Genomic DNA, 21,214 nt, shown 5'->3' with positions numbered 1-21,214 from the left:
TCAGGTTTAGAGAGTCGGTAAAGCCATGTGCAGCAAGGGAAAGGGTCTGCCTTCGCCATCCAGCGGCGAACGCGCGACCTGGATAAAACCATAGTGCAGGTAGAAACCCACGGCCTGCGGGTTTTGTTCGTTGACGTCCACCGTCAGCGTGTCGTGGCGCGCGCGGGCGTGGTCGAGCAATTGGCGGCCGACGCCCTGGCCACGGCGGTCGGGGTCGATAAACAACATTTCCACGTTGTGCCCGCCAGTGCCGATAAACCCGGCGATACCGTTCTGGTCTTCATAGACCCAAACGTCGAGGGCCGGCATCGGCAGGTAGGCGTCGCGCACCACGGGCAGCAAACGTTGAATGTCATCCTCGGGGAGGAAGTCATGGGTGGCCCGTACCGAGCGCTCCCACAGTGCTCCCAGCACTGGGTCGTCGGCGGCCACACGCGGTCGAATAGTCATGGCAATGATCCTTCAAGGGGACCGCGATCCTAACCAATCCGTTTTGCAGGGGAAAGCTTCGCGTAAGAAGTTTCACTATGGGCTGTCGCCGCGATCTAGAGCGGATGGTAGTCTTTAATCCAAGTTGTTGTCAGGGAGCCCTTATGGGCAATCACAAGATCGGAATTCGTCGCGTCAACGTCGAAAAAATCCTGCTGGCGGCGGAGAAAATCTTCGCCGAGAAGGGCTACGGCAGCACCGCCATGGCCGATATTGCTGAAGAAGTGCAACTGCCGCGCTCCAACCTACATTACTACTTCACCACCAAAAGTGAGCTGTACAGCGCGGTGCTGTTCGACTTGCTGGAGCTGTGGAAGCAGGATGCCCTGAGCTTTGAAACCTTCGATGACCCACGGGTGGTGCTCAGCAGCTACATCCGCGCCAAGATGCAGCGCTCGCGTACGCGGCCGTATGGCTCGAAAGTCTGGGCCAACGAAATCATCCACGGCGCGCCGACACTCGGTGAGGCGCTGGATGAAAGCCTGTACGACTGGGCCAAGATGAAGGAAGCGAAAATTCGCCAATGGGTGGAAGATAAACGCATCCTGCCGGTGGAACCGTCGAGCCTGCTGTACATGATCTGGGCGTCGACCCAGCACTATGCGGACTTTGATCACCAGGTGATGATTTTGAATGATCACCAGCCGTTGTCGGACATGCAGTTCGAGAAGGCGATTCAGACGGTGACCGCAGTGATTTTGCGTGGAATTGGGTTGGAGCCTTAACGGTGTGGTGAGGCTTAGGGCCCCATCGCAGGCAAGCCAGCTCCCACAGGGGAATGCATTCCAAGTGTGGGAGCTGGCTTGCCGGGCCGCCGCATCGCTGCGATAGCGGTCTAAAGGACTACACAGCCTCCCGATACGGATTACGCGGATCCTGTGTCCAATTCAAAAACGGCTTGCCCGTCTCCACCGGCACCATCTCGATGCAATCGGCCACCGGGCAGGTGATCTGGCACAAATTGCAGCCCACGCACTCATCGTCAATCACCTCGTATTTATGCGTGCCGTCTGCCTGTTTCAAACTCGAGATGGCCTGGTGCGAGGTGTCCTCACAGGCAATATGGCAACGCCCACAGCCAATACAGGCCTCCTGATCGATCTTGGCGATCACCTGATAGTTGATATCCAGGTACTTCCAATCGGTCGTGTTGCCTACCGCGCGGCCGGAAAACTCCTGCAAGCTTTTGTAGCCTTGGCTGTCCATCCACCGCGACAGCCCATCCTTCATCTCTTCCACAATCCGAAACCCATGCAACATGGCCGCCGTGCACACCTGCACCGCGCCGCAACCCAGTGCGACGAATTCCGCTGCGTCGCGCCAGTTGCCGATGCCGCCAATCCCGCAGATCGGCAGGCCTTGGGTCTGCGGGTCGCGGGCGATTTCCGCGACCATGTTCAGGGCAATCGGCTTGACCGCCGAGCCGCAATACCCGCCATGGGTACTTTGGGTGCCGACCACCGGCAGGGCGACCATGCGCTCCAAGTCCACGCTGGTGATCGAATTGATGGTGTTGATCAGCGACACCGCATCCGCACCGCCGCGATACGCCGCACGTGCCGCCACGCGGATGTCAGTGATGTTTGGCGTGAGCTTGACGATCACCGGCAACGAGCAATAGGTCTTGCACCAGCGCGTCACCTGTTCCACATACTCCGGCACCTGGCCGACGGCCGCGCCCATGCCGCGCTCCGGCATGCCGTGGGGGCAGCCGAAATTCAGTTCGATGCCGTCGCAGCCGGTGGCTTCCACCAGCGGCAGGATGTTTTTCCACGACTCTTCAACGCACGGCACCATCAGCGACACAATCAGCGCGCGGTCCGGCCAATCCTTTTTCACCTGGGTGATTTCCCGCAGGTTGATCTCCAGGGAGCGGTCAGTGATCAGCTCGATATTGTTGATGCCCAGCACTTCGCGGTTGGCGCCGTAGTGCGCTGAGTAGCGTGACGACACGTTGACCGCCGCCGGGTCTTCACCGAGGGTTTTCCACACCACGCCGCCCCAGCCGGCCTCGAAGGCGCGGACTACGTTGTAGGCCTTGTCGGTAGGCGGCGCCGAGGCCAGCCAGAACGGATTGGGTGCTTTGATACCGGCGAATACAATCGAGAGATCGGCCATTACGCAGCCTCCACATTCAGCATGAGTTGGGCGTGCATGGCTTCAGCTGCCAGCTTGCCGTGTTGCACCGCCTGCACGGTGAGGTCCTGGCCGAGGCTGACGCAATCGCCGCCGGCATAGACGCCTGGGATGCTGGTTTGCAGGTGTTCGTCGACAAAGATGCGTTCGCCCACGCGGTGCAGTTGTTGAGCCAGCGGGTCGTGCAGGGCCTCGTTATCGAAACCTTGGCCGATGGCCTTGAAGATCGCATCGGCGGCCAGTTCGAAGGTCTCGCCAGTGGGGTGCAGGCGACCATTTTCCATGCGCGTACGGGCGAAGCGCATGCCGCGCACGCGGCCTAGATCATCCAGCAACACTTCTTCGGGTTGTGCCCAAGTCAGCAGGCGCACCTGGTTGGCCTTGGCAATGTCCTGCTCATGCCCGGTGGCGCCCATGTCGGCCAAGCCGCGGCGGTACACCAGGTTCACATCGCGGGCGCCGAGGCGGGCCATTTGCACGGCCATGTCGATGGCGGTGTTGCCGGCGCCGAGCACAATGCAACGGTCGGCCAGCGGCAGTTGCGTGAGGTCATCGGCCTGGCGCAGTTCGCGGATGTAGTCGGTGGCGGCGAGCAGGCCGGGGGCGTCCTCAAAGGGCAGGCCGAGCTGTTTGCTCGCGGCCAGGCCGAGGCCGAGGAACACGGAGTCGAATTGCTGGTGCAGTTCGCTCAAGGTTAGGTTGTCACCCAGGCGCTGGCCGTGGCGGATTTCAATGCCGCCGATCTGCAGGAGGAAATCCAGCTCCTTCTGGGCAAAGTCATCCACCAGTTTGTACTTGGCGATCCCGTATTCATTCAGGCCGCCGGCCTTTTCCCGTGCTTCAAACATCACCACGTCATGGCCGTGCAAGGCGGCGCGATGTGCACAGGCCAAGCCTGCCGGCCCGGCGCCGACCACGGCGATGCGCTTACCGGTCGGCGCAGCGCGCTGGAACGGGTGCTCGCTGAAGTGCGCGTTGTCGATGGCGTAGCGTTGCAACAGGCCGATCAGCACCGGCGCGCATTCTTCGGCGTTGTTACGCACGCAGGCTTGCTGGCACAGGATTTCGGTGGGGCAAACCCGCGCGCAGCTGCCGCCGAGGATGTTGGCCGAGAGAATCTTCTGCGCCGCACCTTGCACGTTTTCGGTGTGGATATTGCGGATGAACGAGGGGATATCAATCTCGCTGGGGCATGCAGTCACGCACGGCGCGTCGTAGCAGTACAGGCAGCGCGAGGCCTCCAATTGCGCCTGGCGGGCGTTGAGCGGCGGCGCCAGGTCGGTGAAATGGCTGGCGAGTGTCGGCCCATCTTCTTGGGGATGGGGGAGGTGGGTCAGGGTCTGGATCACGGTTTTGGCCTCACGGTTATTGAGGTGTTGCCTCTGATGGGCGATCGTTCCCATGCTCTGCGTGGGAATGCCTCACCGGACGCTCTGCGTCCGCTCTCAGGGCGCGGAGCACCCCCGGCTGCATTCCCACGCAGAGCGTGGGAACGATCATGTGCGCTGTATGTTCAGCGCTTTACAGCAGTGGGCCTGGAATGCTCCGCCCGCTTGCTCAACTGCTCAAACACCGACGGGTACGCCGGGCGTTCTACATACCGCCCGGCCCCACGTTCGGCGCGCAGGTCGCCATCGGCCCAGACCAGTTTGCCCTGGCTGATGGTGTGGCTCGGCACGCCGCGCACGGTCTTGCCTTCGAAGATGTTGAAGTCGACTTTTTGATGGTGGGTCTTGGCCGAAATCGTGCGCGTACCGGCGGGGTCCCACAGCACCAGATCCGCGTCCGCGCCTACGCGGATCGCACCTTTACGCGGGTAAAGGTTGAAGATCTTCGCGGTGTTGGTGGAGGTCAGCGCGACGAATTCCTGCATCGACAGGCGCCCGGTGTTGACGCCTTCGTCCCACAGCAGCGCCATGCGGTCTTCAATGCCGGCGGTGCCGTTGGGGATCTTGCTGAAATCGTCACGGCCGGCGGCTTTTTGCTCAGCGCAGAAGCAGCAATGGTCGGTGGCGGTGGTGTGCAGGTTGCCCGATTGCAGCCCGTGCCACAGCGCTTCCTGGTGCCCGCGTGGGCGGAACGGTGGGCTCATCACGTAGCCGGCGGCGGTTTGCCAGTCGGGGTGTTGGTAAACGCTGTCGTCGAGCAGCAAGTGGCCGGCGAGCACTTCGCCGTACACCGGCTGGCCCTTGCCACGGGCGTAGGTGATCTCATCCAGCGCTTCCTTGGTGGACACGTGCACCAGGTAGAGCGGCGTGCCGATGGTCTCGGCGATGCGAATCGCGCGGCTGGCTGCTTCGCCTTCCACCTGGGAGGGGCGTGACAGCGGGTGCGCTTCCGGCCCGGTGATGCCCTGGGCCATCAGCTTGCGTTGCAGGTGATACACCAACTCGCCGTTTTCTGCGTGCACGGTGGGCACCGCGCCGAGTTCCAGGCAGCGCTCGAAGCTGGCGACCAGCGTGTCATCGGCGGCCATGATCGCATTCTTGTAGGCCATGAAATGCTTGAAGCTGTTGATGCCGTGGTGGCTGACCAACTCGGCCATTTCCTCGCGCACCTGCTCGCTCCACCAGGTGATCGCCACATGAAAACCGTAGTCGGAGGCGGACTTTTGCGCCCAGCCGCGCCACTGGTGAAAGGCTTCCATTAACGACTGCTGCGGGTTGGGAATCACGAAATCGATGATCGAGGTGGTGCCGCCCGCCAGGCCCGCCGCCGTGCCACTGAAAAAGTCTTCACTGGCCACGGTGCCCATGAAGGGCAGTTGCATATGGGTGTGGGGGTCGATGCCGCCGGGCATCAAGTATTGGCCGCTGCCGTCGAGTACTTCAGTGCCGGCGGGAATATCCAGATCCGTGCCAATAGCGCGAATTAGACCGCCTGCGCATAAAACATCGGCGCGGTAACTTTCATCATGGGTAATAACGGTGGCGCCACGGATCAACAGCGACATGTCGAGTTCCTCACAGGCTTGACCGGCTTGTGCCAGTTCTAAGTGTTGTAATGCTGCTTGCCGATAGTTGGTTAAAACCTGTCATCGGTGACAGGAATAGAAACTAGCCCGAGTTTTTCGAATGAGCAAGAAGATTTTTATTAAGCTTATAACGTATTTAACTCTATGATTTAAAACAATAAAAACTGTAAATCACCAAAATGTAGCGACCGCTCACCATTTTGACGCACTTGACAGGTTCTGGTTTTGAGCAACATTTCTTATTGCAAATCAGACGCTTGAGACATGCCTCTTGACGGGGCCGGTAAATAAAAATAATTGTGTTGCACCAGATTGAGTCCTGACGGTTCTGGAACTTGCGCGTTATTTAGCCTGAGTAACGCGCCAAGTACCGAAGGCTCAATCGCAAAGCTGATAAACATCAGCGAGTTATAGATGCGGTGCGGGTTCAAGGTGGGTGGTCGGCACGGTTATTGAGTGCAGTGGCGGCTGGCCGGGCCCGTGATGTCATGTTGTTTACGAGGTACTCCGGCCATTCTGCGCAACGCGTGGGATGAGCAAAAATAATTCGAAAAAACCGTGGAGCGGCCATGCAACAGAACAGATCGCAAGTCATTGAGCGTAACGGCCTGTACGAACTCGACGCCGGCCCCGACGTCCTCGACAGCCCTCGCTATAACCACGACATGGCACCGACCAAGGTGCACGAACGCACCTGGAACAAGTGGCACATCACCGCGCTGTGGGTCGGCATGTCGATCTGCGTGCCCACCTACACGCTCGGCGGGGTGCTGACCGCGTACTTCGGCTTGTCGGTGGGCGAGGCGCTGATGGCGATTTTGCTGGCCAATATCGTGGTGCTGATCCCGCTGACGCTTAACGCGTTCCCTGGCACCAAGTACGGCATTCCGTTTCCGGTACTGTTGCGTTCGTCGTTTGGCATCCTCGGTTCCAACGTGCCGTGCCTGATTCGCGCGCTGGTGGCGTGCGGCTGGTTTGGTATCCAGACGATGTTTGGCGGGCTGGCAATTCACTTGTTCCTGGGCTCGATTTTCGACGGTTGGAAATCCCTCGGCGGCACCGGTGAAGTGATCGGTTTCATGATTTTCTGGTGCCTGAATTTGTGGGTGGTGCTGCGCGGCGCCGAGTCGATCAAGCGCCTGGAAACCTTGTCCGCGCCCTTGCTGGTGGCGGTGGGGATTGGCCTGTTGGTGTGGGCAATGCCGAATGTATCGCTCAGCGAGCTGATGGCGATTCCACCCAAGCGGCCCGAAGGTGCGAGCCTCACCGGGTACTTCATGGCGGGGCTGACCGCGATGGTGGGGTTTTGGGCGACCTTGTCGTTGAACATTCCCGATTTTAGTCGTTACGCCAAAAGCCAGAAGGACCAGATTCTCGGGCAGATTTTCGGCCTGCCGTTGACTATGTTCCTGTTCGCCGCCCTCGGCGTGATCATGACCGCCGCGTCGGTGAAACTGGTGGGCGTCAGCGTCTCCGACCCGGTGACCTTGATCGGGCATATCCAGAGCCCGGTGTGGGTCGCCATCGCCATGCTGCTGATCATCATCGCCACCTTGTCCACCAACACCGCCGCCAACATCGTCTCGCCCACCAATGACTTCCAGAACATTGCGCCCAAGCTGATCAACCGCACCACTGCGGTGATCCTCACCGGCCTGGTTGGGCTGGCGCTGATGAGCCATGAACTGCTGAAAAAACTCGGGCTGATCGTCTCGGACGTGAGCCTGGAGACCGTGTATTCGAATTGGTTGCTGGGCTATTCAAGCCTGCTGGGGCCGATTGCCGGGATCATGGTGGTGGACTACTTCATCACCCGCAAACAGCAGTTGGACCTGGGCGGTTTGTACCGTGATGACGTGTACCCGGCGTGGAACTGGAGCGGCTTTGTCGCCTTCGGCGTGCCGGTGGTGCTGACCTTGTTGTCACTGGGCAGTGATGCGTTCAGCTGGTTCTACAGCTACGGTTGGTTCACCGGTTCGGCGTTGGGTGGCGTGTTGTATTACGGCCTGAATGCCAAGCGCGGCGTCAGCCCAGTCACCGCCAAATCACCTTTGTAAATACGGTCAATGTGGGAGCTGGCTTGCCTGCGATGGCATCACCTCGGTTCGGCAGAAATACCGAGCCGCCCGCATTGCAGGCAAGCCAGCTCCCACCGTTGAGCGAGTCAATTCATAAGAAACGTAGCCTGAGGAGATCCCCATGAACGCTGCCCTGGACGTTCTGCAATCCACCCATCAGCACATCAACCGCGACCGCTTGTGGCAGTCCCTGATGGACCTGGCCAAACTCGGCGCCACGCCCAAAGGTGGTGTGTGCCGCCTGGCCCTCACCGACCTCGACCGCAAAGCCCGTGACCTGTTTGTGAAGTGGTGCGAGGACGCCGGCTGCACCGTGACCATCGACGGCATCGGCAATATCTTCGCGCGTCGCCCAGGCCGTAATCCCAACCTGCCGCCGGTGATGACCGGCAGCCATATTGACACCCAACCCACCGGCGGCAAGTTCGACGGCTGCTTCGGCGTACTGGCGGGTGTGGAAGTGTTGCGCACGCTCAATGACCTTAAGATCGAAACCGAAGCACCGCTGGAAGTGGTGGTGTGGACCAACGAAGAAGGCTCGCGCTTCCCGCCGTGCATGATGGGCTCAGGCGTGTTTGCCGAGAAATTTACCTTGGCGGACACCTTGGCCAAGGTGGACGTGGACGGCGTCAGTGTAGGCGATGCATTGAATGCGATCGGCTATGCGGGCACACGTCCTGTGAGTGGGCATAAAGTCGGGGCTTACTTCGAAGCGCACATCGAACAAGGGCCGATTCTTGAGGACGAGAAAAAAACCATCGGTGTGGTGCTGGGCGCCCTTGGGCAGAAGTGGTTTGACCTAAAACTGCGTGGCGTTGAAGCCCATGCGGGGCCGACGCCGATGCACCTACGCAAGGACGCCCTGGTAGGCGCCGCAGCAGTGGTGGCGGCGGTGAATGCGGCCGCGTTGGGGCATCAGCCGCATGCGTGTGGCACTGTCGGTTGCTTGCAGGCCTACCCCGGCTCGCGCAACGTCATCCCCGGTGAAGTGCGCATGACTCTGGACTTGCGTCACCTGGAACCGGCGCGCTTGGATTCGATGATTGCCCAGGTGCGTAAAGTGATCGACGAGACCTGCGCTAAACACGGTTTGAGTTTTGAAATGGAGCCCACCGCCGACTTCCCGCCGCTGTATTTTGACAAAGGCTGCGTGGACGCTGTGCGGGATGCGGCGAATGGGTTGGGCTTGTCGAACATGGACATCGTCAGCGGGGCAGGGCACGACGCGATTTTCGTTGCCGAACTCGGCCCGGCGGGGATGATTTTTGTGCCGTGTGAGGGAGGTATCAGCCATAACGAAATCGAGAACGCCGCACCGGATGACCTGGCCGCCGGGTGTGCGGTGTTGTTGCGGGCGATGGTGGCCGCTTCGGCTGCGATTGCCAGCGGCAAACTCGCTGCCTGAAACGCGAGATCGTTCCCACGCGCAGTGGGGACGATAATCTGTTTGTGTTGCGCTAAGTTTTTGACGGGTTTTTTAGGTAGATATGAGTACATATCCGTTGCTGCGGTAACGGCTTCGTAGGGTTCCGCCCTTACGGCGGGTCACTTTTGGAAAAGAGCCCCAAAAGTAACCAAAAGGGCTCTTGCCCCACCACTCGGCACCTCGCTTAGGCTCGGTGTGCCCTCACTCCGGCTTGAATCCGTGGGCCGCCGCCATGGGCCATCCTTGGCCCATCGCGGCTAACCCGGCGTCCTGCCGGGTTACCCACGGATTCAAGCCTGCGTTCGGCCATCGTGGTTTAACGGGGCGCCTAAGATCAAGATCAAGATCAAAAGCAAGAGCACGGCGGCCTAGTAGCCGACCTGAGTGGTTGAAGCAAAAGCAGGGCAAAAGCACAGCAGCACACTCTCTGTCTGATGTACCGAGATCCAACTGTGGGAGCGGGCTTGCTCGCGAAGGCGGTGGGTCAGTTACACATGAGCTGACTGACCCACCGCATTCGCGAGCAAGCCCGCTCCCACAATTTTGACCGAGTTTAGCTGCCAGCACCGCAGTGCTCTGCTTTTCTGTGGGAGCTGGCTTGCCTGCGATGCAAGCACCTCGGTGTGTCAGGCATAACCAGCCGATGCCATCGCAGGCAAGCCAGCTCCCACATTAGATTGAGTTCAGTTTCAAATATCAGGTCGGCTGTCAGGCCGCCTCGGTTTTGCTTTTGATCTAACCACTCAGGTCGGCTACTAGGCCGCCGTGCTTTTGATCTTGATCTTAGGCGCCCCGTTAAACCACGCTGGCCGAACGCAGGCTTTGGAGCGGGGGTAAACCGGCAGGACGCCGGTTTAGCCGCGATGGGCCAAGGATGGCCCATGGCGGCGGCCCCCGCTCCAAAGCCGGAGTGAGGGCACACCGAGCCTAAGCGAGGTGCCGAGTGGTGGGGCAAGAGCCCTTTTGGTTACTTTTGGGGCTCTTTTCCAAAAGTGACCCGCTGTAAGAGCGGAACCCTACGAAGCCGTTACCGCAGCAACGGATATGTACCCAGCGCCCCCGCGACCACAAAAGAATTCAACCCATAAAAAGATGTGTAGATACCTATGCTGCGATGGGTCCCTACAGCTCAACGCCGTTGTTGCGTCCGTGCCTCGCCGCAACCATCGACTACCTGATCCACCTCCCTCCACCATCCGACAACCCCCCATCCCCACACTGCGTTGGACCTTCGACCTCAAAAGCCAGTGGAGCCATCACCCGGACGTTCTCACGGACATAGGGTGGCGCTTTCGGGGGCAAGCCTTGCTCCCGATTAGGCCAGAAAAGCCCCCCGCGCTGCCGCCCCCAGACCTCATCGACCCACCCTGGTACAGATTCACAAAAAAACACCATACAGATGGCCTGAAGCGCAACTGTGCACTAAAGAATTAGGTGTTCTGAATCTTAATTGTTCGCTCGCTACAGCCAAGAATAGCCCATGGATTGAGTAAGCGAGATAGTCGAGGCCATGCGCCGGCAACTTCATTCATTAAGAAAATCAAACCAGAGTTAACTTATGACTGTTTATGCGTGGTTGTCGTTCATCCTAATTACTATGGTTCAGGCAGGCTCGCCGGGACCCTCCACGGTATTCCTGGTTAATAATTCAATAAAATATGGGCCGTTAAAAGCGATTGGCGTGCTGACCGGTGATGTGTTCGCCATTTTGATAATGGGGTTGATCTCGTCATTCGGAATTGCCACGTTTTTTGCCAATCATCCCGCCATGTTTAATGGTTTGAAGTTTGCGGGTGCGGCCTACCTTATTTATCTGGGGGTCGGTGCGTTCAAGAAAAGCAGGTCTGCCGCGCCGGCTGCAAGTACCGACGTGCCCACCGCCAAGTTGCCGTCGTTGACACGGCAGTGGGTGCAATCTTTTTTGATCGGGATCAGTAATCCCAAGGCGCTGGTTTATTTTACTGCGTTATTACCGCAATTCGAAAAAAGTGGCGCTCCGGATTTACAGTTCTTTGCGTTTCTCGTTGTGCTCAGTGCTTTGATAAAGTTTTCCATATTGTCGTGTTACGCCGTTGTCGCGATTCGCATCGCTTCGAAATTAACATCGCCTTCCGCCAGTAGAATCGGATCGAAAGTAGTGGCTGTATTCTTCGTGTTTTTTGGTGCGGCATTAGGGCTCTCAATCATCCATTGAAGGATAGGTACATATGAGGTATGAAAACTCGGCAGCAGGTTCACTGTTGGGGATGCACAGCACCTGCGACGTGATTGAACTGCAACTCAAGCACGCCGGCTATTGGGTGGGTAACTATTTCAACTACTTCATCACACTGGCGCATCGGTCTGATGATTGGAGAGCGTTCCTTGACACCTGGGATGGCCTGCCACCGGATGAATTTATGGCGGACGGTGGCAAGTATCGGCGGCGGCGTTTTACCGAGCTTCGTTACAATGTCCAGAGTGATGAGATCGGTATATTGCCGCATAAACCTTTTTTTCAGGATACGTATAATAATGCCCTGAATGGTGGCGTCGATCGGCATTTCGAACCGATCACGCCGTACATCGCCACGCATCCGTTCATAAAACGCATGATCCGGGATTATGTCGCCATCTTTACCCGTTACAGGGATGTGGCGGTTTGGCAAGTGTACGTGCACCAAGTCAGAATCACGTCGTCCCGAGGCGTTGCGGGTTTTCCGACACCCGAAGGTATTCATAAAGATGGCGTGACATTTTCTAGCCTGTTTTGTATCAACCGGACTGAAAACTGCGTCGGTGCCGAAAATTTCATTTATGACAACGATAAGAACGTGCTCGAGCGTTTCACCCTGACGGGTTACGGCGACCTGGTGATATTCGATGATTCCAAGGTGTATCACAGTGTCAGTCAAATGAATGCGTCAGACGATTGCACCGCGTCGAGGGATATGTTGTTTCTGGAATTCACCGCGCAAGGGGGCGAGCATGTTGCGTCATAGTTCTGTGAATATCGAAGAACGCAATTACTCAAAAGAAATGATTGAAAGTATAAGCACTCGTTGGCCGTTCGAAGCCGAGGTCATGCGGTTCAATGAAGTTTCAGCGTGCTCATTCAATATGCATGTCCCGGACTTTATCCCGGAGATGGTGCCCTTTTCGATATTCGACGAGTGGCGAGTATTGGAGCCCCAGGATCAAAGCGATTTGTTGTCGGCGGGTTGGATCATCTACCAAAGCAACACGATTTTCATTGAAACCGACTTGGTCACGCCGGCGTGCATCGAGGTGATCAGGTCGCGACAGGACAACAGTGTCGGCCCCGAGATGGCCCGTTCGATGGCTGAAGCGATGACCGACGAGGGCTACCATACCCTGTTGGCGGTACTCACCTGCGACGCTGTGCGGGCGAATAGACAGCTGCCGTTGTTCCCCACGGACTTTCATCTTGTCAGTGTTATGAGTACGTATATCAATGGCCTTGATTGCGAATGGAAGCGCCGAGTCGCGCGCATCGCGACGGCGTGCTGTACCGAAAACCACATCACCGACTACCTGGACCTGCTGGCCAATGCTTCGTCCATTCAGCCGATGTTTCTGGCGGCAGTGAATGCCCATGCCAAAGATGAGTGGAACCACGGCTCGCAGTTCGCGGTATTGGCCCGGGATATCTATTGGGCGCTTTCCAGCGAAGGCCAGAAGGTATTCAAGGACACCGTTGAGTTGGTCGCGAAGAATTTTTTCCGGGCTGACCTTAACGCGTGGATCACGGTGATTGACCAGTTGGATCGTCCTTCACTGGCGGATGTGCGTACAGCGATCATCAATAATTCGGTTGAGCTGCAAAGGGCCGTTGAGTTTACAAACAATAATCGCGGCCTGATGAAACTGTATGAAAACCTTGAATGGGAGTGGGCCGGCTATGAAAGCAGATAGTTTTATGCTCACGTGCGCGACCCGGCACGAGCCCATCGCCAGCGCGGTATTTTCCCTGGTCAATGCCTGTGAGCGGATGGGCCTTGTGCGCACACGCTGCCGCCAAGGGCGATGCGGTTCTTGCCAGGTGAGGTTGATATCCGGTGAATACAGTGAGTTGACCCCCATGCTGGCGCTCACGGAAAAAGAGCGAGGCGGCAATGCGATTTTGCCTTGTGTGTTGGTTCCGCTTTCGAACATCGAAGTTGAGGCTTGGTACACATGAGTGAGACGGTTTATTTGCGGCGCGATAACTTCATCATTCGTAAAGCGACGATAGACGATGCGGTGGCGATCAGGAAAATGGTGTTCAAGACATTTGTCGAATACGGCATCGCGGCCGATCCCGACGATGACGACCGCGACATCATGTGCTTTGGCGTGCCCAAGGAGAATGTTGTGGAGCTGGTCACGGTGTTTGATGGCATCCCCGTGGGGTCGGCCATTTTGACTGCGTGCGGGGAGGGCAGGGTCAAACTCACCAAGTTTTACCTGGACAAAAACTATCGTCGGTTTGGTGCCGGTGTGGCCATGCTCAACACCGCCGTCGCTGCCGCAAAATCCATGGGCGTTAAGGAGGTGTTCCTGAAAACTCGAGCGCTGTATAAAGAGGCCGTTCAACTGTATGAGTCGACCGGTTGGGTCAGGGGCGAAGATCAGCCTGGCCCAGGCCCTGAGCGCCTTTATTCGATTAAGTTCTCTGAGCAGTGAAAGGCTTTACCCAGCCATGAGCTGAAACAGACAGGCCCTTGAGGGCCTGTTTGTTACGTGCAGGCTAACGCAGCATATGCGAGACGTTCAAGTCGGATACGAGCTGCCCCATCGTTTTTATCGCGTGCTCTGCACGCTCATTCAGCAGGCCGCCGTAATTGATACGAATGCAGTTTTCATATTTACCCGACGAAGAAAATATTTTGCCGGTAGCAATCTGCACGTTGTGCTTCATCAAGCGATCGCTGAGTTCATAAGCCGACACCCCGTCCGGCAATTCAATCCATAAGAAATAGCCGCCTTGCGGCCGGCTGACGCGAATGCTGGAGTTGAAATACTTGGAGATCCAGTTCGTCATCAACTCCCTGTTGGCTTTGTAATTGGTGCGCATACGTCGAAGGTGGATCTGATAGAGCCCTTTGCTCATGAACTCGGCAATTGCCCTTTGATTGGCGGTCGCGGTAGCACCGGAGCTGATGTATTTGGTGTGCAGCACCTTGTCGTAGAATTTGCCTGGCACCACCCAGCCGACCCGCAAGCCGGGCGCCAGTGTTTTTGAAAAAGACCCGCACAGAATGACCTTGCCTTCAGTGTCCAGGGACTTGATGGTTTGCGGGCGCGGATACGAGAACGTCAGGTCGCCATAGGTATCATCTTCGATGATAAAAAAGCCGAAGGTTTTGGACAGCTTTACCAGGGTTTCCTTGCGCTCATTGGGCATTACATAACCCAGCGGGTTATTGCAATTGGGGTTGACCAGTACCGCCCGAATAGGCCATTGCTCGGCGATAAGTTCCAGCGACTCCAGGTCAATGCCCGTCAATGGATGGCTAGGCACCTCGATGACTTTTATACCGCACACCTTGAGTGTCTGGATCGCGCCGTGAAAACTGGGCGACTCCACGACGACGATATCGCCTTGGCTGCAAATAGAGCGTATGGAGCACATGAGTGCTTCCTGGCAACCGGTGGTAATGATGATCTCGTCGGGGCCGATAAGACAGCCGGAATCAATGATCAACCGGCTGATCTGTGTTCTTAACTCCAGGTTGCCCTTGATGTTTTCATAGTTGAGCCCGTCTTTTTGCCAACGCTTCGCTTCGTGGCTCAGGCTTTTCATCAAGGGTTTGAGTGTCGGTGTGTCAACGCTTGGCATGCCTCTGCCCAATTGCAGGACCCCTTCGTCAGGGGTGTTGGCCGTCACCTTGTAGATTTCATCCCATTCCAATATATCCAGGGGGGTTCTTTCGGAAGCACGCATCGTGGGCAATAGATAGACGTGCTGTTTGCGGGTGACGAAATGCCCGGATTTGGGGGCTGGTGACGCCAGCCCTTCCTCCTCCAGGAGTCGGTATGCCTGTTGGACCGTGCCCAGGCTGACCCCGTGTTCTGCGCTTAATATGCGCACGGAAGGGAGTCGCTGCCCTTCCTGGTACATGCCCATTTCAATTCTGCTACGCAGTAAATGGGCCAAATCTGAATACTTTGCCACTGATCCCTCGCCGCTGCTTCGCTACCCTTGCCATGGGCGCATAGTCCTCCGCGGCACCGTCTGTGGCAAGGGCCGCAGCAGCAGTGACGTGCCTGTGGTTGGTAGTGCTTGTGGTTCACGCATTCGGGCGCCAACCGCCGCCCAATGCCGTCACCAACCCCACGCTCGCCTGCAACTGCCGCGTCTGCACGGCCTGCAACGCCCTTTGCGCCTGCAACGCCGCCGTCTGTGCGGTCACCACGTCGAGGTAACTCACGGCCCCCGCTTGATAGCTATTCATCGCCAGCGACTGCGTATGTTGCGCCGCATCCGCCGCCGCCTGTTCATCCTGGGCTTGCTGCTGCAAATCCCTTAGCTGCGCCAGGTTGTCCTCCACTTCGCGCACGGCTTTGAGCACATGGCTGCGGTACTGCGCCGAAGCCTCTTCAAACTCGGCTTTGGCCTGGCGCTCATTGGCACTCAAGCGCCCGCCATCAAAGATCGGCAAGTTCACCAACGGCCCCAGCGCCCAATACCGATTGCCGGCGGACAGCAGATTGCCCACCCCTTGCGTCTGCCCGCCTATCAGCCCGGTCAAGCTGAAGTCCGGATACCACGCCGCTTTGGCCACACCGATATTGGCATTGGCGGCAAACACCCGCCGTTCCGCCGCCGCAATGTCCGGACGGCGTTGCAGCAGGTGGCTCGGCAGCTGCGAAGGAATTCCCGGCAGCGCAATCAACTGTTGGCTCGCAGGCACGCTGAAGTTGCTGGCCGCCACACCCACCAACTCACCAATGGCATGCTCGGTGAGGTTGCGTTGCCCGCGCACTTCATCCAGTTGCGCCTTGGCTTCGGCCAGTTGGTTTTGCGCCCGGGTCAGGTCGAGTTCGGACGCAATCTGGCCTTCGTAACGGCTGCGTGTCAGTTGCAACGCCTGGCTGAAATCATCCAGCGAGCTATTGAGAATCCGGCTCTGCGCATCCAGCCCATTGAGCTGCACATACAGCGTCGCCAACTGATGTTGCAGGCTCAGGCGCGCCACGGCCAAATCATCGCCGGATGCTTGCGCCTGGGCGTCACCCGCCGCGACCTGGTTGCGGATCTTGCCCCACAGGTCCAAGTCGTAGCTCAACGAAAACCCGGCGGTATTGCTGTTGTACACCGACGGCTGCGTGTCCCCACGCAGCGGTCGCGAGTCCGATTGCCGCTGGCGCAATGGCTGTGCACTGGCGGTGATCTGCGGGAACAAACCCGCGTGCAATTGGCTGGCATACGCCTGGGACGCATCGAAATGCGCCAGCGCCGCCGCCAAATCCGGGTTGGCCTTGAGCAACTGCTGTTGCAGGTCATTCAGGTGCGAGTCGTTGTAGAGTTTCCACCATTCGGGCGCGAGTTGGTCGCAGGGTTGCGCGCTGTGCCACGGGCCGTCGCTGGTCTGTTCGCGATAGCCCGCCGGCAGGTCAACCGACGGCACCTTGTAGGTGGGCGCCATCGAGCAGCCCTGCAATAGCAGCAGCACCAACGCCGCCAGGGGTTTAAGCCTTGGGCGCATGTACACCTCCGGCGTCGGCCAGTTGCACGGGGTCGCCTTCGCGCAGGGCGTCCGGCGGGTTGTCGACCACGCGGTCGGCGGGTTTCAGGCCTTGGTCGATCACCAGGCGTTCGCCGAGGTCGAGGCCGATGTGGATGTCTTGCAGGTGCACGTGGTTCTGCGTATCGAGCACCGCGACTTGGGTGCCTTGGGCACGGAAGATCAGCGCGCTGGCGGGGATACTCACGCCGTGGGTGTCCGCCGGAATCGGCAAGGTCGCTTCGGCGTAATCACCGGGCAGCAACTCGCCGTTGGGGTTGTCGACGACGAACTGCGCGAGCAGCGTGCCGGAGCGGCGGTCGATGGCGGTGGAGTCGCCGATCAGGCGCGCCTTGAAGTGCTCGCCGGGGTGTTCGGGCACGGTCAGTTCAGCCTTCAAGCCTGGGTGGATCACCGCCGCGTAGTTCTGCGGCACCGGCACGTAGAGACGCAACTGGTGGGTGTCGGCGATGTTGAACAGTTCCGGGTCGCTGTCGGTGTCGGCCTTGATCAACTGACCGATATCGGTGTTGCGTGCGGTGATGGTGCCGGCGAATGGCGCGCGAAGGGTCTTGTAGCTTTCCAGTGCCGACAGCCGTGCATAGTCGGCCGCGGCCGCTTCGGCATTGGCTTTGGCAGCGGCGGCGTTGGAGGTTTTTTCATCGGCTTCCTGACGCGACACCGAGTGGCTGGCCAACAGGTTTTGCCAGCGTGTGGCGGTGGTCTCGGCCAGGCGTGCGTTGGCCTGTTCCTGCACCAGGCGCGCGTGGGTCTGCGCCAGTTGCTGGTCAAGGTCCGGGGTGTCGATTTCGGCGAGGATTTGCCCGGCTTTGACTTGGGTGCCGATGTCGGCTTTCCAGTCTTTCAAGTAGCCGCTGACGCGGGCGTGAATCGGCGCCTTGCTCCAGGCTTCAAGGTGCGCGGGCAGGCGCAAAGTGTCACCGGCCACGTTCTGTTTCGGCTGGAACACCATCACTTGCGGGACGGCGGCGGTTTCGGTCCAGGCGGTGACCGATTGTTCGTGCATCGTGCGGGCGTGCAGGCCGTTGGCGACCAACAGGGCGGCCAGTGTCAGGCCGCCGATACCCATGAGCATCAGACGCTTGCGCGAGGGTGTGTGATCAGACGACATGTGAAGTTTCTCCAGCAGCTGCGCGAGTAGGGTGACGACCGTGGACCAGGCTGAAGACCACGGGTACAAATAACAGGGTGGCGACGGTGGCGAAGATCAAACCGCCGATCACCGCCCGGCCAAGGGGTGAGTTCTGCTCTTCGGACAAGGCCAGCGGCAACATGCCGATGATCATCGCCAGGGCCGTCATGCACACCGGCCGGAAGCGGGTGTAGCCGGCTTCCATCGCGGCCTTCAACGCGTCGCCATGTTCGGCCAGGCGTTCACGGCAGAAGCTCACCACCAGGATCGAGTTGGCGGTGGCCACGCCCATGCACAAGATGGCCCCGGTCAGCGCGGGCACCGACAGCGAGGTGCCGCTGAGGAACAGCATCCACACGATCCCCGCCAGCGCCGCCGGCAAGGCAGTGATGATCACGAACGGGTCGGCCCAGGACTGGAAGTTGACCACGATCAGCAGGTAGATCAGCACCACGGCGCCGAGCAAGCCGAAGCTCAAACCACTGAAGGCTTCATGCAGCGCATCGATCTGCCCATGCAGGCTGATCACTGCACCTTTGGGGCGCATGGCGGCGGTGTCATCCAGCACCTTTTGCACGTCGCGGGCTACGCCGCCAAGGTCGCGGCCTTGCACGTTGGCGTACAGGTCCAGGGTCGGTTCGATGTTGTAGTGGGTCACCACCGCCGGGCTTTGCACACGAGAGATGGTGGCCACACCGCCGAGGATCTGCGACTGGCCATCGGCACCGGTAACCGGCAGGGCTTCCAGCGACGGCAGGCTGTCGAGGCGGTATTGCGGCGTTGCCGCGACGATCGAATACGACACACCGTTGGCTGGGTTGAGCCAGAAGGTCGGGGCGGTTTGCGAGCTGCCGGCGAGGGAGGCGACCATGCTGTTGGTCACGTCCCGCTCGGTGATACCCAGGCCGTTGGCGCGCATGCGGTCGACGTTAACTTGCAGCGATGGGTAGCCGGTGGACTGCTGGATGCGCAGGTCGGCAATGCCCGGTACGTGTTGCAAGCGACGTTCAAGTTCCACCGCATAGGCGCGGTTTTCTGCATCGCTGCGCCCGGAGATTTTCACGTCCAGCGGGGCTGGCGCGCCGAAGTTGAGGATCTGGCTGCTGATGTCCGCCGGCAGGAACGCAAAGTGGCTGCCGGGGAAGCTTTCCGGCAAGGCTTCACGCAGTTTTTTCACGTAGTCGGCGGTGGGCGCGTGGTCCTTTTTCAGGCTGACTTGAATGTCGCCATCCTGCGGGCCGATGGTGCCGCTGCTGCTGTAGGCCATGTCGATGCCGCTGAGCGGAATGCCGATGTTGTCGACGATGGTGTCGAGTTCTTCGGCGGGGATCACTTCGCGAATCCGCGCTTCAATCCGGTCGAACGCCGCCGCGCTTTCTTCAATCCGCGTGCCCAGTGGCAGGCGCACGTGAAGGGCGAGGGCACCGGCGTCGGTGGCCGGGAAAAAGTCCTGGCCCAGGCTTGGCAACAGCAGGAACGAGGCGAGCACGCAGGCCAGGAAGCCGACGATAAAGCGCTTGCGATTGCCCAGCGCGAGCATCAGCAAGCCATGGTAGGTGTCGCGGATATTCGAGAAGTGGCGCTCGAACCCTTGCTGAAAATTCAGCACCGATTGCAGCACGGCATTGCGTGGTTTTTTGTGCTGCTCACCCTCGTGGTGGTTGATGAATTCATCTTCCGGGTGGTGCCCTGCGCCCGGTTCCGGTGTGTGCGGCTTGAGCAGGAACATCGCCAGCGTCGGCACCAAGGTGCGCGAGAGGATGAACGAGCTGGCCATGGCAAAAATCACGGCCAGGGCCATTGGCCGGAACAGGTAACCGGCGATGCCTTGCAGCAGGAACATCGGCACGAACACGATGCAGATGCACAGCAGCGAGACGAACGCCGGGCCGACGATTTGCGCGGCGCCGTCGAGGATCGCGGTCTTCACCGCCTTGCCTTGTTCCAGGTGCCAGTTGATGTTTTCGATGGTCACCGTGGCATCGTCCACCAGAATCCCCACCGCCAACGCCAGCCCGCCGAGGGTCATCACGTTGAGGGTTTGCCCACTGACCGCCAGCAGCGCAATGGCCGAGAGCACTGCCAGCGGAATTGAGGCGGCGATGATCAGGGTGGAACGCCAGCTGCCGAGGAACAGCAGGATCATCGCACTGGTCAGCAGTGCGGCGATGATGCCTTCTTGGGCCACGCTGCCCACTGATTGTTTGACGAACACCGAGGCGTCACCCAGCAGCGAGGTCTTCAGCGACGGTGGCAGGGTTTCGTTGATGCGCGGCAGCATCTGACGGATACCGTCGATGATCGACAAGGTGGAGATGCTGCCGTTTTTCAACGCTGGCATCAGCACCGCGCGGTGGCCGTCGACGCGCACGATATTGGTCTGTGGCGGCGAGCCGTCACGCACGTGGGCCACTTGGCCGATGGTGATCAGCGCGCCGTCGACGGTCTTGATCGGCAGGTCGTTGAGCTCATCAATCGCCTTGGGGCTGTTGTTGAGCAGGATCGTGTATTCGTAGGGGCCGAGTTTGGCGGTGCCCACTGGGATGATCTGGTTTTGCAGGGCCAGGGCGTTGCCTACGTCTTGGGCCGACAAGCCTTTGGCGGCCAGGGCTTGCGGGTCGAGGTCGAGGGTGATCTGGCGCTGCTTGCCGCCCATGGGCGTGGGCATGGCCAGGCCGGGCAGGGCGCTCAGCGGCAGGCGGATGTTGTTCTGCACCAGGTCGCGGATCTTGGCTTCCGAGAGGCTGGGGCTGGAGAACGCCATTTGCAGGATCGGCACCGTGGAGGCGCTGTAGTTGAGGATCAGCGGCGGCGTGATGCCCGGTGGCATTTGCTTGAGCACGGTTTGTGACACGGCGGTCACTTGCGCGTTGGCGGTGCGGATGTCCACGCCGGGCTGGAAGAAGATCTTGACGATGCCCATGCCGGGCAGCGATTGCGATTCGATGTGTTCGATGTCGTTGACGGTGGTGCTCAGGGAGCGTTCGTAGGTGTAGATCACTCGACCGGCCATGGCGTCCGGCGACAGGCCGTTGTACTGCCAGACCACGGCGACGACTGGGATGCCGATGTCGGGGAAAACATCCGTCGGGGTTTTCAGGGCCGCCATCGGCCCGACGATACAGATGAATATGGCCAACACGATAAACGTGTACGGCTTTTGCAGTGCGGTCTTTACCAGCCCGAGCATGCGTGAACCTCCGAGGGAGCAGAATTGCAAACCCCGGCAGTCTTGCCCGACCCACCTAA

The 21,214-nt window shown here is 59.2% G+C and carries 16 protein-coding genes; 8 read left to right on the top strand and 8 right to left on the bottom strand.

The window, feature by feature from the left end; all coding sequences use genetic code 11:
• Nucleotides 1-6: 6 nt before the first annotated feature.
• The gene (locus K0P33_RS20225; protein ID WP_242150803.1) at nt 7-450 is read right to left on the bottom strand and encodes a GNAT family N-acetyltransferase; all 444 of its coding nucleotides are present in this window, start codon (nt 448-450) and stop codon (nt 7-9) included.
• Between the two features lie 143 nt (nt 451-593).
• Here K0P33_RS20225 and K0P33_RS20220 point away from each other — a divergent pair, with 143 nt between their 5' ends.
• Nucleotides 594-1,214, top strand: coding sequence for a TetR/AcrR family transcriptional regulator (locus tag K0P33_RS20220; protein ID WP_094953585.1), 621 nt, complete (start codon nt 594-596; stop codon nt 1,212-1,214).
• A 118-nt stretch (nt 1,215-1,332) separates the two neighbouring features.
• On the opposite strand, the gene preA is transcribed toward K0P33_RS20220, so the two are convergent.
• From preA to hydA, 3 genes are all read right to left on the bottom strand, one after another.
• Nucleotides 1,333-2,607: an NAD-dependent dihydropyrimidine dehydrogenase subunit PreA gene (gene preA, locus K0P33_RS20215; protein WP_094953584.1), complete on the bottom strand. Its 1,275-nt coding sequence runs from the start codon at nt 2,605-2,607 to the stop codon at nt 1,333-1,335.
• Nucleotides 2,607-3,974, bottom strand: coding sequence for an NAD(P)-dependent oxidoreductase (locus K0P33_RS20210; protein WP_242156083.1), 1,368 nt, complete (start codon nt 3,972-3,974; stop codon nt 2,607-2,609). Before K0P33_RS20210 ends, preA begins: the two co-directional genes overlap by 1 nt.
• Before the next feature lie 164 nt (nt 3,975-4,138).
• Nucleotides 4,139-5,578 (bottom strand): dihydropyrimidinase, encoded by a 1,440-nt coding sequence (hydA, locus tag K0P33_RS20205; RefSeq protein WP_094953583.1) that lies wholly within the window; start codon nt 5,576-5,578, stop codon nt 4,139-4,141.
• A 590-nt stretch (nt 5,579-6,168) separates the two neighbouring features.
• On the opposite strand from hydA, the gene K0P33_RS20200 reads away from it, so the two are divergent.
• From K0P33_RS20200 to K0P33_RS20175, 7 genes are all read left to right on the top strand, one after another.
• Complete coding sequence (locus tag K0P33_RS20200) at nt 6,169-7,656, top strand: NCS1 family nucleobase:cation symporter-1 (protein ID WP_242150800.1); 1,488 nt, start codon at nt 6,169-6,171, stop codon at nt 7,654-7,656.
• 142 nt (nt 7,657-7,798) lie between these two features.
• Nucleotides 7,799-9,082, top strand: a complete 1,284-nt coding sequence (locus tag K0P33_RS20195; RefSeq protein ID WP_242150797.1) for a Zn-dependent hydrolase — start codon at nt 7,799-7,801, stop codon at nt 9,080-9,082.
• Between the two features lie 1,579 nt (nt 9,083-10,661).
• Nucleotides 10,662-11,297 (top strand): LysE family translocator, encoded by a 636-nt coding sequence (locus K0P33_RS20190; protein WP_242150794.1) that lies wholly within the window; start codon nt 10,662-10,664, stop codon nt 11,295-11,297.
• Between the two features lie 13 nt (nt 11,298-11,310).
• Nucleotides 11,311-12,084, top strand: coding sequence for a 2OG-Fe dioxygenase family protein (locus tag K0P33_RS20185; RefSeq protein WP_242150791.1), 774 nt, complete (start codon nt 11,311-11,313; stop codon nt 12,082-12,084).
• The gene (locus K0P33_RS20180) at nt 12,071-13,018 is read left to right on the top strand and encodes a diiron oxygenase (protein ID WP_176462950.1); all 948 of its coding nucleotides are present in this window, start codon (nt 12,071-12,073) and stop codon (nt 13,016-13,018) included. Before K0P33_RS20185 ends, K0P33_RS20180 begins: the two co-directional genes overlap by 14 nt.
• The gene (locus tag K0P33_RS31440) at nt 12,975-13,283 is read left to right on the top strand and encodes a 2Fe-2S iron-sulfur cluster binding domain-containing protein (RefSeq protein WP_094951473.1); all 309 of its coding nucleotides are present in this window, start codon (nt 12,975-12,977) and stop codon (nt 13,281-13,283) included. Before K0P33_RS20180 ends, K0P33_RS31440 begins: the two co-directional genes overlap by 44 nt.
• Nucleotides 13,280-13,768 carry a GNAT family N-acetyltransferase gene (locus K0P33_RS20175; RefSeq protein ID WP_094951474.1) on the top strand — a complete coding sequence of 163 codons (489 nt, stop codon included), beginning with the start codon at nt 13,280-13,282 and terminating at the stop codon, nt 13,766-13,768. Before K0P33_RS31440 ends, K0P33_RS20175 begins: the two co-directional genes overlap by 4 nt.
• Nucleotides 13,769-13,832: 64 nt before the next feature.
• On the opposite strand, the gene K0P33_RS20170 is transcribed toward K0P33_RS20175, so the two are convergent.
• The 4 genes from K0P33_RS20170 to K0P33_RS20155 form a co-directional block, all read right to left on the bottom strand.
• Nucleotides 13,833-15,260: a PLP-dependent aminotransferase family protein gene (locus K0P33_RS20170; RefSeq protein ID WP_094951475.1), complete on the bottom strand. Its 1,428-nt coding sequence runs from the start codon at nt 15,258-15,260 to the stop codon at nt 13,833-13,835.
• 115 nt (nt 15,261-15,375) lie between these two features.
• Nucleotides 15,376-16,794, bottom strand: a complete 1,419-nt coding sequence (locus tag K0P33_RS20165) for an efflux transporter outer membrane subunit (protein WP_242150785.1) — start codon at nt 16,792-16,794, stop codon at nt 15,376-15,378.
• Entirely contained in the window at nt 16,778-17,944 is a 1,167-nt protein-coding gene (locus tag K0P33_RS20160) for an efflux RND transporter periplasmic adaptor subunit (protein ID WP_242150782.1), read from the bottom strand. Before K0P33_RS20160 ends, K0P33_RS20165 begins: the two co-directional genes overlap by 17 nt.
• Entirely contained in the window at nt 17,934-21,155 is a 3,222-nt protein-coding gene (locus tag K0P33_RS20155) for an efflux RND transporter permease subunit (protein WP_242150779.1), read from the bottom strand. The genes K0P33_RS20160 and K0P33_RS20155 overlap by 11 nt, the downstream gene beginning before the upstream one ends.
• Nucleotides 21,156-21,214: the final 59 nt, after the last annotated feature.

Source organism: Pseudomonas sp. ArH3a, from assembly GCF_022648765.1.
In the GTDB taxonomy this organism is placed as follows: Bacteria; Pseudomonadota; Gammaproteobacteria; order Pseudomonadales; family Pseudomonadaceae; genus Aquipseudomonas.
This window is presented reverse-complemented; position numbering and strand designations above follow the sequence as displayed.

Coding starts and splice junctions, on each gene's coding strand:
- K0P33_RS20220 (WP_094953585.1), top strand. CDS start 594: ATGGGCAATCACAAGATCGGAATTCGTCGCGTCAACGTCGAAAAAATC.
- preA (WP_094953584.1), bottom strand. CDS start 2,607: ATGGCCGATCTCTCGATTGTATTCGCCGGTATCAAAGCACCCAATCCG.
- hydA (WP_094953583.1), bottom strand. CDS start 5,578: ATGTCGCTGTTGATCCGTGGCGCCACCGTTATTACCCATGATGAAAGT.
- K0P33_RS20160 (WP_242150782.1), bottom strand. CDS start 17,944: ATGTCGTCTGATCACACACCCTCGCGCAAGCGTCTGATGCTCATGGGT.
- K0P33_RS20155 (WP_242150779.1), bottom strand. CDS start 21,155: ATGCTCGGGCTGGTAAAGACCGCACTGCAAAAGCCGTACACGTTTATC.
- K0P33_RS20190 (WP_242150794.1), top strand. CDS start 10,662: ATGACTGTTTATGCGTGGTTGTCGTTCATCCTAATTACTATGGTTCAG.
- K0P33_RS20185 (WP_242150791.1), top strand. CDS start 11,311: ATGAGGTATGAAAACTCGGCAGCAGGTTCACTGTTGGGGATGCACAGC.
- K0P33_RS20165 (WP_242150785.1), bottom strand. CDS start 16,794: ATGCGCCCAAGGCTTAAACCCCTGGCGGCGTTGGTGCTGCTGCTATTG.
- K0P33_RS20180 (WP_176462950.1), top strand. CDS start 12,071: ATGTTGCGTCATAGTTCTGTGAATATCGAAGAACGCAATTACTCAAAA.
- K0P33_RS20195 (WP_242150797.1), top strand. CDS start 7,799: ATGAACGCTGCCCTGGACGTTCTGCAATCCACCCATCAGCACATCAAC.
- K0P33_RS20200 (WP_242150800.1), top strand. CDS start 6,169: ATGCAACAGAACAGATCGCAAGTCATTGAGCGTAACGGCCTGTACGAA.
- K0P33_RS20175 (WP_094951474.1), top strand. CDS start 13,280: ATGAGTGAGACGGTTTATTTGCGGCGCGATAACTTCATCATTCGTAAA.
- K0P33_RS20225 (WP_242150803.1), bottom strand. CDS start 450: ATGACTATTCGACCGCGTGTGGCCGCCGACGACCCAGTGCTGGGAGCA.
- K0P33_RS31440 (WP_094951473.1), top strand. CDS start 12,975: ATGAAAACCTTGAATGGGAGTGGGCCGGCTATGAAAGCAGATAGTTTT.